A 16,401-nucleotide genomic window follows, 5' to 3' on the forward strand; every position below is an offset into this window, starting at 1 on the left:
GTATATGCGTAATTTGAATATAAAAAATACCATTAATAATCACTACCAAACTTATATAATAGTATTTTTATTTTCTATTATTCTAACTACTATTCCATTTACAATAGTATTCAATCATTACTTCGAAAAACATACGCAAATATTTATCTTAGTAATTTGTGCAATAATTCAAATTATATTACACTTAGTTTTTTTCTTGCACTTGAAAATCTCGCCTGAATATCAGTGGAATATAGTAGCATTAGCTTTTACCGTCTTAATTATAGTGATTCTTATTATAGGATCTTTATGGATTATGTGGCATCTAAACTATAACTTGATGAATGAAATTATAGACTATAGTACAATCTAATGATTAGGCTATATTTACAAGCAACCAAACCTGGAATTGTTTTAAGTAATTTAATGTCCTTTATTGGAGGATTTTTGCTGGCATCCAAAGGACGGATAAATTATCTAATTTTTTTAGTTACGTTATTAGGAGTATTATTCATAGTAACTGCAGGTTGCGTTTTAAATAATATTATTGATCGTGATATAGATCGCAAAATGGAAAGAACTAAAAATAGACCTCTAGCAATAGGTTCTATTTCAATTCTAACATGTCTAATCTATGCTCTTATTTGTAGTATAATAGGTATCTATTTACTATATAATTATACTAATAAATTAACGATGTTATTAGCCATAATAGGATTRATAGTATATGTCGGTATATATACTAAATGTATGAAACGTCAATCTATTTATAGCACTATAATAGGTAGTTTCTCCGGCGCAATACCACCAGTTATTGGTTACTGTGCAGTGAGTAATCAATTTGATACTGGAGCTTTACTATTACTATTAATATTTTGCCTTTGGCAAATGCCACATTCTTACGCTATTGCCATTCTTCGCTTACAAGATTATCAAGCAGCTTCAATTCCAATCCTTCCTATCAAAAAAGGTATTAGGATAACTAAAAATCATATTGTTATATATATAGTTGCATTTATAGTAACTACTATACTACTTAATATCAGTGGATATACTACGAGTTATCAATATTTAATTGTAACTAACTTCATTAATTTCTGGTGGTTGTATCTTGCTTTACAAGGATATAAAGAAGATAATAATGACATTCTCTGGTCAAAGAAAATGTTTATTTTTTCTATTATAGCGATTACATCGCTAAGCTTAATGATGTCATTAGATAGCATATTTAGTCGATAAAATTAACTTTATGGTTTAAACTTCATGTATGACTAAAGTAGAATTACGTGCTACTTGGGGGTTAGTCGCAATTTTTATATTGCGTATGTTAGGAATATTTATGGTATTACCCGTACTAACTACCTATGGTATGAAGTTACATAATGCTGATCAATCACTAATTGGTTTAGCAATAGGTATTTATGGCTTAGTTCAATCCATTTGTCAAATACCAATTGGTATGGCATCTGATCGCTTAGGCTATAAATTACTTATTATTGTTGGTTTATTAATTTTTACATTAGGTAGTATAATTGCGGCGCTTACTGACTCAATCTGGGGTATAATTTTTGGTAGAGCTGTGCAAGGTATAGGTACTATTACTGCTGCTGTTATGGCAATGTTGTCAGATTTAACTATGGAACAAAATCGCACCAAAGCTATGGCTGTTATCGGTATTAGTTTTAGCTTAGCTTTTGCTATAGCTATAGTATTAGGACCAATTATTACTAGTACTATTGGCCTTAGTGGTCTTTTTTGGTGTATTACCATGTTAACAATGACTAGTGTGATAATTGCATTATTAACATTACCAACATCCAATAGATATAAGTTAAATAGAGAATCTAATATTATATGCAGTAGTATTGCTACTATATTACTTAATAAGCAACTACTAAAGCTAAATTTTGGGATATTTTGTTTACATAGCATACTAATGTTTAATTTTGTTGTTTTACCGCAGAATATGATGAATATGGGATTTTTACCGGCAGATCAATGGAAAATCTATTTGATAGCTGTGCTTATTTCATTTTTTGTCGTTATGCCTTGTATAGTATACGCTGAAAAAAAACAAAGCATAAAAAAGATATTTATCTGTGGTGTAACTATATTACTTTGTGCTCAAATTAGCTTACTAGCTGCAGGTTTCAATAGATTAATTTTCTTAATAGGAATCCAGTTATTTTTTTTATCCTTTTATCTTATGGAAGGTCTTTTACCATCACTGATAAGCAAAGTAGCACCACCTAGCCTAAAAGGTACTGCTATGGGTTTTTATTCTACTAGCCAATTTATAGGAGTAGCCTGCGGAGGTATTATAGGTGGTTGGTTATTTTCTTTACCAGAAGGAGCTAGTTTAGTTTTTATAGCTAGTATTAGTATAGTACTAGCATGGTTATTTGTTAGTTTAACCATGTCTGAGCCACCTTATGTTACTAGTATAATAATAAGTGTACCACCCAATATTATTGGTATTAAACAATTAATTACTCATCAGTTATTAACTGAGCAAGCAGTAAAAGAAGTTCTGATTATACCAGAAGAAAATAGTGCTTATCTAAAAGTAGACACGAAATATGCTAAGCCAGCCTTGATAGATAAACTAAAAAAAATCGTTAATAACAATGTTATCCCAACAGATAGATGTGAAAATTCATCAATTAAAGATACCTAGCAAACAACAAATAAAAATAATAGTTACCGTGCTTGGTTGTGGTGCACTAGGAAAGCTATGGTTAACAGCATTTATTCGCCAAGGACATATAGTACAAGGATGGCTGCAAGTTCCTAAAAGATTTTTTACTGTTAATATACGTAGTTATGATGGAATAGAAAGTATATTTTTATTACCCGCAAATAACGTAAATTTACTAAATAATAGTGAAATATTGTTAGTTACACTTAAAGCTAGACATGTATCTAAAGCTATCAGGAAAATTTTACCTAAATTAAGGTCTAATTGCATTATTTTACTAATACATAATGGCCTAGGTATTAAGGAAGAGTTACCTAAGTTAATCCAACCATTATTACTAGGAACTACTACTCATGCGGCATACTCTAAAGAAGGAAAAATATATCATATATCTACTGGTATAACTAGTATAGGTCCCGGTAATACCAAAGCAAAATCTTGTAATCAAATAATAGATATATTACATCAAGTCATGCCAAAAGTCATATGGTATAATAATATTACCATATCTAGCTGGATTAAGCTCGCAGTAAATTGTGTTATTAATCCACTTAGTGTTGTCTATAATTGTTGTAATGGAGAATTAGAACATCATTATGATGAGATAACAGCAATCTGCCGTGAAGTAATTATAGTTATGAACTATGAAGGATATAATCCTAATTACGATTTATTGCTTTTATATATATGCAAAGTCATTCATAACACATCTAGCAATATATCATCAATGTTACAAGATATACGCGCTAATAAAATATCTGAAATAGACTATATTAATGGTTATTTGCTTAAACGTGCTCGTTTCTATGGTTTAAAATTACCGGTTAATCAGTGGCTATTTAATTATATTAAGGATAAAGAACAAAGATATAAGTAATTATTATCATTAATTAATCATAAATATAATAGGTTTTAACATTATTAAAACCCTGTTCACGTAAATAAAGTACTTGTAATCTACTCATAACACCGTTAGTACAATAAAGCAAATAACATTTACTCTGATCCAAAGTAGCAAAGTGACTACTGAGCTTATAAAAAGGCAAGTGTTGCATAACAATATTTTTTAGCAACAGTGGACTTTCTTCTTGTTCATCAGGGGTACGAATATCAAGAATTACATCATTTATTCCAAATGATCTAATTACTTCTAATTGTTGAGTAATATAATTATCCTTTTGTTTCATACTAATTTTACGCTGTTGAATATTTAATCGTTAGTTATTAATAAGACTAAGATATTTAGATATCTATTATACTTATTCTTATCAATCACTACTATTTTAGTAGTCATTGATAATTAATAAATATTTGCTAAATTAATTTACTGTGATAAATATCACAGATATAATAACAGTATTATTTCTTTACTGGAGATGAATAGCACTCTTTATATTAAAGATTAAGATAATGGATTATATTTGCAATAGATGATTAAAAGACGGTCACATCTGAAAATATAATATTAGTTTTGGTAAAAAAACTGTTTAAGTAATTTATTCTGATTAATATATTTAGTCTAATCAGGATATTCTTCGACTGATAAGATAAATTTTATTTACCTCAGACATTGATATTTATCAACAGAATTATGAGAGACTTAATAAGTAAGCTACAAAAAAGTAGTAACTATATAGAAATAGTCTTAGAACAACATCTATGCACCTTATCAAGTAAAAATAAAATACTAGTTACAGCTATGCGTAGTGCACTAACAGGAGGAAAAAGGCTACGACCTTTCCTTATTTATCAAACAGGTAAATTATTTGGGATAAAAAAACATAGCTTAAATGCAGCAGCTGCCGCAATCGAGTGTATTCATGCCTATTCACTAATTCATGATGATCTACCTGCTATGGATAATCATAAGCTCCGACGAGGTAAACCAACTTGCCATATACAATTTGGCGAAAAAATAGCTATTTTAGCAGGAGATGCACTACATACCTTAGCATTCACTATTCTAGCTAATGCACAAATGCCAGCTATTCCTATAAAAGTTAGATTAAAAATGATTGAAATTTTAGCTAATGCTAGCGGTGCTAATGGTATGTGTTTAGGTCAGGCTTTAGAGTTAGAGTCTCAGTTTAAAAAGATGTCAGCTAAGGCAGTTGAAACCATCTATAGTTACAAAACTGGTGCATTAATTCGTGCTGCAGTACATATAGGTGCAATAGCAGCCGGAAATAAAAGTAAATTAGCAATTAACTATCTAGATAGATATGCTACAGCTATAGGACTTGCATTTCAAGTACAAGATGACCTCTGGGATATAAGCGAAGATAACCAAAATACTGGTCAGCCTGATTTAGAAAAAACAACCTATCTATCGCAACTTGGATTAGATATGGCACGAGCTAGAGTTATAGCTCTATATCGAGAATCTCTAGCATCCTTAGAATATATTAAGGCCATAGGATATAATCCCAATATATTGATGAAACTAGCGCGTTATATTATCGAACACCATAATATAACTCCATAAAAATACTATTGTTATACGGCGAACAGCATGAAAATTCCATGAGTATGCAGATTAAAAGGTATCCCACATTAGATCTAGCAGACAATCCTATTAAGTTACGTTTACTACCGAAAGAAAGTCTATTAACACTATGTGATGAACTACGTCAATTTTTACTAACTAGCGTTAGTGGTTCTAGTGGCCATTTTGCATCAGGGCTTGGTACAGTAGAGCTAACCGTAGCTTTACATTATGTCTATAACACTCCATTTGATAATGTTATTTGGGATGTAGGTCATCAAGCCTACCCGCATAAGATTCTTACAGGTAGAAGAGAGTGTATTGCTACGATACGTCAACGTAATGGCCTACATCCATTTCCTTGGCGTGAAGAAAGTGAATACGACATTTTATCAGTAGGACATTCCTCTACTTCTATTAGTGCTGGTCTTGGTATGGCTGTTGCAGCTACATATGAAGGTATTGGTAGAAAAACAGTGTGTGTTATTGGTGATGGTGCCATGACTGCTGGTATGGCATTTGAAGCTCTAAATCACGCTGGTGACATTAAATCTGACTTACTTGTAATACTGAATGACAATAAAATGTCTATTTCTAGGAACGTGGGTGCGTTGAATAACCATCTTGCTCAAATTTTATCTGGTAAATTATATTTAAGAATAAATGAAAGTAGCAAAAAAGCACTACATGGAATGCCTTATCTAAAAGAACTGGCAAAAAGAACCAAAGAACAAATAAAAAACATAATAGTACCAAACTGTACGTTATTTGAAGAGCTCGGTTTTAATTATATTGGTCCTGTAGATGGACATGATGTACAAGGTATGGTACATATTCTAAAAAATATGCGTTGTATGAAAGGTCCTCAATTACTACATATAATTACCCAAAAAGGACGCGGTTATGCTCCAGCAGAGAAAGATCCAACCACTTGGCATGCGGTACCTAAGTTTGATCCTGCAATAGGTCAGCTACCTTACCAAAATATTAGTAACTATCCTACTTATTCAGATGTTTTCGGCGACTGGTTATGTAATGCTGCTACTAGTAATAAAAAGTTAATCGCTATAACACCAGCAATGCGTGAGGGATCTGGTATGGCAAAATTTGCTAACCAATTTCCACAACAATATTTTGATGTAGCTATTGCTGAGCAGCATGCAGTTACTTTTGCTGCTGGGTTAGCTATTAGTGGGTATAAGCCAGTAGTAGCAATTTATTCTACTTTCCTACAGCGTGCATATGATCAAGTAATCCATGATGTTGCCATACAGAAACTTCCGGTGCTATTTGCGATTGATAGAGGCGGTGTAGTAGGCGCTGATGGACAAACTCATCAAGGTGCTTTTGACCTTTCCTATCTCCGTTGTGTGCCCAATATGGTAATTATGACACCAAGTGATGAGAACGAGTGCAGACTCATGTTACATACTGGGTATCATTATAATAACGGTCCTAGCGCCGTCCGATATCCACGTGGTAATGGTATCGGTGTAGAATACAGCCTACTTAGAATATTACCACTAGGTAAAGCTATAGTATGCCGCCAAGGTACAAAGATTGCTATTTTAAATTTTGGTACTTTACTTACACAGGCCAAGAAAGTTGCTAAGACCTTCGATGCAACTTTGGTAGATATGCGTTTTGTTAAGCCTCTAGATATAGAATTAATTAATCAGCTTGCTATAAGCCATCAAGCATTAGTAACGCTAGAAGAAAACGCCGTAATAGGGGGAGCTGGAAGTGGTGTTAATGAATATCTAATGCGTCAAAGGTTATTAGTGCCTGTTTTAAATATTGGTTTGCCTGATTATTTTATTCCACAAGGTAGCCAGGAGGAGATACGTGCTGAGCTTAAACTAGACAGTGATGGAATTATGGAGCAAATTAAGCAATGGCTAGCTAGGTAATAACGTAATGAAGACTTATGTCGATTAATGTTATGTTTCAAGATAAATAGAATAATTAAGGATATATAAGTGAATATCCATGCRATAATATCAGATCAAATTCATAAAGCAATGTTAGCAGCAGGAGTCCCTCCATACTATAGGGTACAGGTTCGACCATCCGTGAAAAAAAAATTCGGCGATTATCAAATAAATGGCCTTATGGCTACCGCCAAACAACTAGGAGTACCATCTTATTTTTTAGCAAAAAAAGTAGTTAGTTTCTTACAGTTAAACGGTATCGCACGTCAAATTGATATTGCCGGTCCAGGTTTTATTAATATTTATCTTGATTCACAGTGGCTAGCAACAAAAATAGCAACTGCTATAGCTTCCCCGAGGCTAGGAATATCACTAATAGAACTACCTCAGACAATTGTAGTAGACTATTCTTCTCCTAATATTGCGAAAGAGATGCACGTTGGTCATATTCGCTCTACTATTATCGGCGATGCATCAGCACGCATACTAGATTTTATTGGCCATAAAGTTATTAGAATCAATCATATTGGTGATTGGGGTACTCATTTTGGTATGCTAATAGCATATCTACAACAAGTAGAAAAAAATATTGATCCAGAAATACCACTATCATTTTTAGATCAATTATACCGTCAAGCAAAAGACAAATATGATACAGATCCTTCTTTTGCACAAGAAGCACGTAACTGCGTAGTAAAATTACAGTGCGGTGATTCCTTTTGCCTCAAAATATGGCAAAAGTTAGTGAAGATTACAATTAACGAAAATCAAAAGATCTACAATAGGCTCAATATTTCTCTCAGCCATGAAAATATTATGGGAGAAAGTAAATATAATAATATGCTCCCTAATATTATAGCTGATTTAAAAGCTAAAGGTTTGGCAGTCGAAAGCGCCGGAGCAACAGTTATTTTTCTAAATGAATTTCAAGATAAACAGGGAAATCCTCTAGGCGTCATTATTCAAAAAAAAGACGGAGCTTATCTTTATACTACCACAGATATTGCATGTATCAAGTATCGTTATGAACAACTAAAAGCTGATAGAATTATCTATTATGTAGATTCTCGCCAACATCAACATTTAAAGCAAATATGGACTATTGTACGTAAAGCGGGCTATATTCCCCAAACTATGCAGTTAGACCATCACATGTTTGGTATGATCTTCGATAAGGAAGGTAAACCATTTAAAACTAGAGTAGGAGTTAATATTAAGTTAAATGACTTGCTAGATGAAGCGCTAAAACGTGCACGTTGCTTAATTCTTAGCAAGAACATGGATGTAGATCCAGTTGAATTAGAACACTTAGCACAAGTAATCAGCATTAGCGCTATTAAATATGCCGAACTATCAAAAAATCGTACGACGGACTATATATTTAACTGGGATGACATGTTAAGTTTTGAAGGAAATACTGCACCATATATACTATATGCTTATACTCGTATAGCTTCAATATTAAAGCGGAGTAATTATAATAAGCAACAAATACTAACAGGTAGTATTTTATTAGAAAAAGAACACGAACATCTACTTGCAGTCCGTCTTTTGCAATATCATGAAACAATAACTACCGTTGCACATGATGGTAGACCACACATCTTATGTGGTTATTTGTATAATCTAGCAGTACGATTCTCATCATTTTACGAACATTGTTCTATAATAAATGCTAATAGTGACATACAACGTAAAAGTCGTTTACAACTAGCACTTCTGACCTCAAAAACTTTACAACATGGACTAAGTTTGCTAGGTATAGAAACGGTAGATAAAATGTAAAAACCATAATAGTAAATATGTGATGAGTACGTATATCCAAGCTAAATTTTTTAGCTCATGAAATATTGAGTTCGCAAACCTAACATTCTAAGTGTCATGACATAACAGATTATACCTACAACTATAACTGCTATTAGTCGAAGCAAACGATTAGGCATACTACCTTTCGTCCAATCAGGCATGATCAGTAATAATAACATGATTGCTATAGCCATTACACAAACTGTAAATATTAAACGTAGCAAAAATTTTGACCAACCAGGTTGTGGTTGAAATAATTGTTGACGACGTAACTGCCAATATAATAAGCTGGCATTAATACATGCTCCAAGCCCAATAGATAGTGATAAACCAGCATGTTTTAATAAACCTATAAACATGATATTCATCAATTGTGTTATAATTAAGCTTATAATAGCCAGTTGTACTGGCGTTTTAATATCTTGACGTGAATAAAAGCCAGGTGCTAGAACTTTGACTAACATTATACCAATTAGTCCGACTGAATAAGCTTGCAGCGCCCGCTGAGTCATCATTACATCAAAAGCAGAAAATTGGTCATATTGAAATAACACTACTGTTATTGGTTTAGCAAGTATTACTAGTGCTACAGAACTCGGTAATGCGAGTAAAAAACAGATACGTAGTCCCCAATCTAGCAAACATGAATATTCTTCTGCATTATTGCTCTTTACCACACTATGCGATAGTAATGGTAATAAAATCGTACCTAGTGCAACACCTAATACACCAGAAGGAAATTCCATAAGTCGATCTGCGTAATACATCCATGATACCGAACCTGTTTCTAAGAAAGAGGCCAAAATAGTATTAATTACTAATGAAACTTGACTGATAGATACTCCGAGAATAGCAGGTCCTATCAGTTCTAATACGCGCCATACGCCAGGATTACGAAAGGTGAGGCGTGGTATCACTAATAATCCTATTTTCTTTAAGTACGGTAACTGATATATTAATTGTAGTAATCCTCCAGTAATCACTGCCCAAGCTAGTACCATAATTGGAGGATGAAAAAACGGTATAGCAAACAGCATAAAGCTGATCATGCTAACATTTAGAAGTATAGGAGCACAAGCCGGTACCGAGAAAATGTTCCACGCATTAAGTATAGCTCCTACCAATGATGTTAAAGATATTAGCAAAATATAAGGGAAAGTTACACGTAAGAGCGCTGATGTTAAATCAAATAGCTCTGGATTAATAAAACCAGGAGCGGTAATCTTTATTACCCATGGAGCACTAAGTATACCGGCTACTGATGCTAATATCAGTATTAGTATTAACATACCAGCAATATAACTAATGAATTTTTTGGTAGCTTCTTCTCCCTGAAAAGTTTTATACTCTGCTAGAATAGGCACAAATGCTTGGGAAAAAGCACCTTCTGCAAAAATACGCCTTAAAAAGTTTGGTAATTTAAATGCAATAAAGAAAGCATCAGTTGCCATACCAGCACCAAATAATCGAGCAATGAGAGCATCTCTAGTAAAACCTAGGATACGTGAACATATTGTAATGCTACTAACTGCAACTAATGATCTTAACAGACTCATGGTTTTATTTTGCTTAAATACCAGTTTGGTTGAATAGAATAGTCATTTGATCTAATATCTCCCTCAAAGATAACCATAGCACAAGTATAATACCGTTCATCTGCTAAAGTTACATGCATACGAGTAATGTGACGTTCTCTAGCTAATTGTGCTGCTTGTTCATGTAACCGCAATTGAGGTTTTCCTCGCTCGTCATGAAATAGCTCAAATTGAACAAAAGCGATACCATGACAAATACCTGTTCCCAAAGCCTTTGCCGCAGCTTCTTTAACCGCAAAACGTTTAGCAAGAAAATGTACTGAATTATTCTGCTGGTGATATTGCTTATACTCTATTGGACTTAAAATACGGTCAATAAACCGTTCGCCACACCGCACTAAAACCGTATGAATGCGTGCAATTTCTACAATATCAGTACCTATACCTAGAATAGCCATTAACTACGCGCATTATGTAGTAAATTAATCATATTGATGATTGCTTGATTTAAACCACTAATAATAGCACGGCTAATAATAGAGTGGCCTATGTTTAGCTCATGTATAAAAGATAGCATGGCAATATCCTGAACATTATGGTAAGTAAGACCATGACCAGCATTAACCTTTAAACCTAGTGAAGTAGCATAATCAGCTGCTTGTCTAATACGCTCTAGTTCTGCAATACACTCGGTATTATTTCGGGCATTAGCATAACAACCAGTATGTATTTCAATATAAGGTGAGCCAATTTCAGCAGCAGCCTCTATCTGTTGTTTATCAGCATCGATAAATAGTGAAACCATAATACCTGCTTCACTTAACAGATAGATCGCATTGCTGATTTTTTTTTTCTGTTGAGCAACATCTAAACCACCCTCTGTAGTTAACTCTTGGCGCTTTTCTGGTACTAAGCAGCAGAGATCGGGGCGCACACTACAGGCAATTGCAATCATGTCGTCTGTTATTGCCATTTCTAGGTTCATACGAGTTTTGATTGTTTGTCGTAGCATCGTGACATCGCGATCGTTAATATGTCGACGATCTTCACGTAGATGCACAGTAATTCCATCAGCACCTGCATCTTCAGCGATAAATGCAGCCTGTACAGGATCAGGCCAGGTGGTACCACGTGCATTACGCAATGTTGCTATATGATCAATATTGACGTTCAATAATAATCTCGACATATATTTCTCCTGTAGTATCTATGTACTAATGCAATACTATCGCAATTAAATAGTTATTTCACTATTAGTGAATTCACGCGAATGTTTATATATCTAACGGATTAAAAGTTTACTTTTCTTGATACTAAGAATATTATATATGGGATACATAGCCTAAACTACGTAAGGCATGTTGATCGTTAGTCCATTTTGATTTAACTTTTACCCATAGTTCCAGATATATACTTGTCTTAAATAGAGCTTTCATAGCTTGTCTAGCTTCAATGCTGATCTTTTTTATTTTCTGACCCTGGTTCCCAATTAGTATTTTTTTCTGTCCAGTACGTTCAACGTAAATCATACCTTTAATCTCATAACCATAGTTCTTTTTGGCAGTAAAACTTTCTATTTTAACGGTGACAGAGTATGGAAGTTCATCACCTAAAAATCTAATTAACTTTTCACGGATAATTTCAGCAGCCATGAAACACGGTGAACAATCAGTAATATACTCGTTGGGAAAAAGGTGATGCGCTATTGGTAGCTCTTTGCGGACAACATCGGCTAAGATATTAACACCAATCCCGTTTAACGCACAAGCAAGTATAATGGCGTGAAAATTACTTTTTTTGTCAAGTAAATTCATATGTTTTAGTAACTTATTTTTATCAGCTACTTTATCTATTTGATTAATTACTAATACTACACGACAGTGCCGATCATATAGCTGACTCAGTACTAGTTCATCATCTTTAGTCCATTTTATTCCCTCTACTACAAATATAATTAGATCAACATCATTCATAGAGCTACTAGCTCTACGGTTCATTAAAATACTTAGCTTATTTTTTACCCGAAGATGTAGCCCTGGAGTATCTATATATATAATCTGGTATATATCGTCCGTTTTAATACCAAGAATGCGGTGACGTGTGGTCTGTGGCTTACGTGAAGTAATTGATACTTTTTGGCCTAATAGTTTATTTAACAGTGTTGATTTGCCAACGTTAGACCTTCCTACTATCGCAACAAAACCACAATAAGTAGTATTTATATTCATATTTATTCTATTTTAAGTATCTTTAAAGCTTGCTGTGCCGCAGCTTGCTCAGCTTGACGACGACTAGAGCCATGACCAATAATGGGATTAGCTAGATTATTTACTTGGCAGTGGATAATAAATCTTTGATCGTGAGTTTCACCAGAAATTTGAACTATTATATATATAGGTAAAGGCATATGCTGTCCTTGTAGATATTCCTGTAATCTAGTTTTTGGATCTTTTTGTCTCTCGCCGGGAATAATTTTATTTAAGCGACTGCGGTATAAGTTTAGTATAAATTTTTCTACAGTAAAAATATTACTATCTAGAAATATGCTACCAATTAAAGCTTCAACTGCATCTGCAAGTATTGAGTCACGGCTTAATCCACCGCTCTTTAACTCTCCTATTCCTAAGCGTAAACACGTACTTAAATTTAGCTCTCTAGCGATTTCAGCTAATGTATTTCCTCTGACTAAAGTAGCACGCATACGACTCATGTCTCCCTCATTAATATACTGGAAACGCTGATATAATGCATGTGCTATGACATAACTTAATATAGAGTCGCCTAGAAATTCCAGACGTTCATTATGTTTATTACTCGCACTACGGTGTGTTAGAGCTTGTAATAATAAGTTCTGGTTTTGAAAATAATAACCTATTTTCTTTTGTAGATTATTTAATAAGCAGTTCATACGTATAATGTAGGCTATTTAAATAAATATAACATAATATTAACGAATACCGCCAATATGGCTGAAACGAATTCCCGTTGGCCACTGGCCTTCTTGTTTATCAAAACTAATCCAAATTATTATAGCTTTACCTACTAGATTTTTTTCTGGTACGAAACCCCAGTAGCGACTGTCAGAGCTATTATCGCGATTATCACCCATCATAAAATATTGGTCTTGAGGTACAATCCATTCTCTCAGCATATAAGCAGCTAACTGGTTATTAATATTAGATTGATCTTGATCTAATTTCGGTAAAAATAGGATATTATGAACGACACCATCTAATGACTCTTGGCACTGCAGTAAACGAACATTACGGCAGAATAATCGATCTATCTTTATCTGCTGTGTAAAGTTGTTATTAGTATAACAATGATTATCCGTATTTAAGTTCTGAACAAAATCACTTAAAGTGATATCACTATAGGTAACAGCTATTTCACTCTTTTTAGACGTATTGTGATTAACCCAACCTGGTTTTATGGTAATATGTTTAACGATAGGATCATAACTAACTAGATCGCCTGGCAAACCAATAACACGCTTAACATAAGTTTGTTTTGTATTATATGGATATTGAAATACAACTATATCTCCCCTTTTTGGATGACCAATGTTAATTATAGTGTTCTGAGTAATTGGATTTTTGATCCCATAAGCAAATTTATTTACTAAAATAAAATCCCCAACTAATAAGGTTGGCATCATAGAGCTAGATGGAATTTGATATGGTTCAATAATAAAAGAACGCACTATAAATACTAGTAATAATACTGGAAAAACTGATGCCCCTAAATTGACTAAATTATTGTTATATCGAAATAAGTTCGTATTTTCACATGGTATCAGTAATAGTTTAAACTTTTTAATTAACCATAATATCCCGGTTATAAGTGTTGCAACTGCTAATAGCAGGGCAAACATATGAGCCATGCATACTCCTAACATACCTTATTACTTTTTTTCTTGACATTTAAAATAGACATAAAAGCTTCTTGAGGTAGCTCAATTTTACCTATTAATTTCATGCGTTTTTTACCTTGTTTTTGTTTTTGTAATAGTTTTTTTTTGCGACTTACATCTCCGCCGTAACATTTAGCTAAAACATTCTTACGTAATTGTTTTACTGTCGAACGGGCAATAATATTGTTACCAATAGCTGTTTGGATAGCTATATCAAACTGCTGGCGTGGGATGAGTTCCTGTAATCGATCTACTAACTCACGGCCACGGTATAGAGCATTTACTCTATGAGTAATAATAGTTAACGCATCAATGCGATCACCATTAATTAGTACATCTACGCGTACTACATTTGATGTTTGAAAAAACTGAAATTCATAATCTAACGATGCGTAACCACGAGATATTGATTTTAAGCGGTCGAAAAAATCTATCACTACTTCAGCCATAGGTATTTCATAGGTTAATGTAACCATTTTACCATGATAGAAAATATCTTTCTGTACCCCACGTTTCTCAATACATAAATTAATTACTTTACCTAGATACTTATGTGGTACTAAAATAGTACACTTAGCAATCGGTTCTCGTAGTTCTTTAATCTCATGAATAGATGGTAATTTAGAGGGGCTATCGATAAAGTACGTATTTTTATCATGAGTAATTACCTCATAAATAACAGTAGGTGCAGTAGTAATTAGATTAAGATTATACTCTCGCTCTAGCCTTTCCTGAATGATTTCCATATGTAATAAACCAAGAAAACCACACCTAAAACCAAAACCGAGAGCATTAGATTGTTCAATTTCATAAAATAGTGAAGCATCATTTAAACGTAATTTACCTAAGGCATCATTAAGAGATTGATAGTCATTAGCATTAACAGGAAAAAATCCAGCATAGACCTGTGGTTTAACCTTCTTAAAGCCTGGTAGTGCTTGTTGAGCAGGTTGATACGTTAGAGTAAAAGTATCACCTACTAGAACACCAAAAATATTTTTTATTGAACAAACTAGCCAACCAACTTCACCGCATTTTAACTCTTCTTGATCTATTTTCTTAGGGGTAAAAAATCCTAAACGTTCAACATTATAGCTCTGTCCAGTACTCATTACTGTCACTTTATCGCCTTTGCGTAAAGTGCCATTTTGGATCCGTACTAACGACACTAAGCCAAAATAGTTATCAAACCAAGAATCAATAATTAACGCCTGAAGTGGTGCCGTAGGATCTCCTTTTGGAGGTGGTATATCTCTTACAATACGCTCGATGATATTTGAGATACCTAATCCTGTTTTTGCTGAGCAAAAGACTATATCAGTGGCATCTATGCCAATTATATCTTCAATTTCCTGTAGTACGCGATTTGGATCGGCACTAGCTAAATCAATTTTATTGATCACTGGGACTACAGTTAAATTCATTTCTATTGCCGTATAGCAGTTAGCTAGTGTCTGTGCTTCAACTCCCTGACTAGCATCTACAACTAATAGTGCACCTTCACAAGCAGCTAATGAACGAGAAACTTCGTAAGAAAAATCTACGTGGCCTGGTGTATCAATCAAATTTAATTGATATAACTGACTATCGAGAGCCTTATAGTTAAGTCTAACACTTTGGGCTTTGATAGTTATACCGCGTTCACGTTCAATATCCATTGAATCAAGAACTTGATTGACCATTTCACGGCTGCTTAATGCTCCACATAGTTGAATAAAACGGTCAGAGAGTGTCGATTTTCCATGATCAATATGAGCTATAATAGCGAAATTACGTATTTTTTTCATTAATATGAATTTTATAATAGCAATAAAAAATTTCTGTTTTAAAGGTTATTCATATTCAATTTATCGACATATGATCTACATAATTAAATATTAATTGTTGCCTTTTTCGTTGTAAAAATAAAATTAACTCTTTAATATTCACAATATAATATTATCAAGTTAGTAACTTGATAGACTTAGCCTAAAAGCCGATATAGCTCAGTTGGTAGAGTTTCGCATTCGTAACGCGAAGGTCATAGGTTCGAATCCTATTATCGGCACCAAATA

14 protein-coding genes, 1 tRNA gene and 1 pseudogene are annotated in these 16,401 nt (G+C 33.5%); 8 read left to right on the forward strand and 8 right to left on the reverse strand.

The features are described from left to right. Positions 1-4 precede the first annotated feature (4 nt). The 4 genes from cyoD to panE are packed head-to-tail and all read left to right on the forward strand — an operon-like array spanning position 5 to position 3,554. The gene (cyoD, locus tag BCI_RS01325; RefSeq protein WP_049752727.1) at positions 5-352 is read left to right on the forward strand and encodes a cytochrome o ubiquinol oxidase subunit IV; all 348 of its coding nucleotides are present in this window, start codon (positions 5-7) and stop codon (positions 350-352) included. Next, a complete protein-coding gene (gene cyoE / locus BCI_RS01330; RefSeq protein WP_011520453.1) occupies positions 352-1,218 on the forward strand; it encodes a heme o synthase in 867 nt (288 codons plus the stop codon). Before cyoD ends, cyoE begins: the two co-directional genes overlap by 1 nt. Before the next feature lie 28 nt (positions 1,219-1,246). Continuing rightward, the gene (locus BCI_RS01335; protein WP_011520454.1) at positions 1,247-2,656 is read left to right on the forward strand and encodes an MFS transporter; all 1,410 of its coding nucleotides are present in this window, start codon (positions 1,247-1,249) and stop codon (positions 2,654-2,656) included. Positions 2,657-2,672: 16 nt separating this feature from the next. Continuing rightward, positions 2,673-3,554 (forward strand): 2-dehydropantoate 2-reductase, encoded by an 882-nt coding sequence (gene panE, locus BCI_RS01340; protein ID WP_041574932.1) that lies wholly within the window; start codon positions 2,673-2,675, stop codon positions 3,552-3,554. 13 nt (positions 3,555-3,567) lie between these two features. Here the strand turns inward: panE and thiI are convergent, their stop codons facing one another. Continuing rightward, entirely contained in the window at positions 3,568-3,885 is a 318-nt protein-coding gene (gene thiI / locus BCI_RS01345) for a thiazole biosynthesis protein (RefSeq protein ID WP_420021814.1), read from the reverse strand. A 383-nt stretch (positions 3,886-4,268) separates the two neighbouring features. Here thiI and ispA point away from each other — a divergent pair, with 383 nt between their 5' ends. The 3 genes from ispA (at position 4,269) to argS (ending at position 8,878) form a co-directional block, all read left to right on the forward strand. Next, positions 4,269-5,162 carry a (2E,6E)-farnesyl diphosphate synthase gene (gene ispA / locus BCI_RS01350; RefSeq protein ID WP_041574889.1) on the forward strand — a complete coding sequence of 298 codons (894 nt, stop codon included), beginning with the start codon at positions 4,269-4,271 and terminating at the stop codon, positions 5,160-5,162. A gap of 38 nt (positions 5,163-5,200) precedes the next feature. Next, positions 5,201-7,072, forward strand: a complete 1,872-nt coding sequence (dxs, locus tag BCI_RS01355; protein WP_011520458.1) for a 1-deoxy-D-xylulose-5-phosphate synthase — start codon at positions 5,201-5,203, stop codon at positions 7,070-7,072. Positions 7,073-7,141: 69 nt separating this feature from the next. Then, positions 7,142-8,878: an arginine--tRNA ligase gene (argS, locus tag BCI_RS01360; protein WP_011520459.1), complete on the forward strand. Its 1,737-nt coding sequence runs from the start codon at positions 7,142-7,144 to the stop codon at positions 8,876-8,878. A 50-nt stretch (positions 8,879-8,928) separates the two neighbouring features. Here argS and murJ read toward each other — a convergent pair whose 3' ends face one another. The 7 genes and pseudogenes from murJ to lepA form a co-directional block, all read right to left on the reverse strand. Beyond that, complete coding sequence (gene murJ / locus BCI_RS01365) at positions 8,929-10,455, reverse strand: murein biosynthesis integral membrane protein MurJ (protein WP_011520460.1); 1,527 nt, start codon at positions 10,453-10,455, stop codon at positions 8,929-8,931. Positions 10,456-10,517: 62 nt separating this feature from the next. Continuing rightward, positions 10,518-10,892 (reverse strand): annotated as a pseudogene (gene acpS, locus BCI_RS01370) (holo-ACP synthase); the annotation flags it as partial. Then, positions 10,892-11,623, reverse strand: coding sequence for a pyridoxine 5'-phosphate synthase (pdxJ, locus tag BCI_RS01375; RefSeq protein ID WP_011520462.1), 732 nt, complete (start codon positions 11,621-11,623; stop codon positions 10,892-10,894). The pseudogene acpS and the gene pdxJ, both read right to left, overlap by 1 nt. Positions 11,624-11,756: 133 nt before the next feature. Continuing rightward, positions 11,757-12,662, reverse strand: coding sequence for a GTPase Era (gene era / locus BCI_RS01380; RefSeq protein ID WP_011520463.1), 906 nt, complete (start codon positions 12,660-12,662; stop codon positions 11,757-11,759). A gap of 2 nt (positions 12,663-12,664) precedes the next feature. Further along, positions 12,665-13,342, reverse strand: a complete 678-nt coding sequence (gene rnc, locus BCI_RS01385; RefSeq protein ID WP_011520464.1) for a ribonuclease III — start codon at positions 13,340-13,342, stop codon at positions 12,665-12,667. A gap of 39 nt (positions 13,343-13,381) precedes the next feature. Further along, positions 13,382-14,317 carry a signal peptidase I gene (gene lepB, locus BCI_RS01390; RefSeq protein ID WP_011520465.1) on the reverse strand — a complete coding sequence of 312 codons (936 nt, stop codon included), beginning with the start codon at positions 14,315-14,317 and terminating at the stop codon, positions 13,382-13,384. 8 nt (positions 14,318-14,325) lie between these two features. After that, positions 14,326-16,134, reverse strand: a complete 1,809-nt coding sequence (lepA, locus tag BCI_RS01395) for a translation elongation factor 4 (RefSeq protein WP_011520466.1) — start codon at positions 16,132-16,134, stop codon at positions 14,326-14,328. Between the two features lie 187 nt (positions 16,135-16,321). Here lepA and BCI_RS01400 point away from each other — a divergent pair. Continuing rightward, a tRNA-Thr gene (locus BCI_RS01400) sits at positions 16,322-16,397 on the forward strand. Positions 16,398-16,401 lie beyond the last annotated feature (4 nt).

This window comes from Baumannia cicadellinicola str. Hc (Homalodisca coagulata) (assembly GCF_000013185.1).
Lineage (GTDB): Bacteria > Pseudomonadota > Gammaproteobacteria > Enterobacterales > Enterobacteriaceae > Baumannia > Baumannia cicadellinicola_E.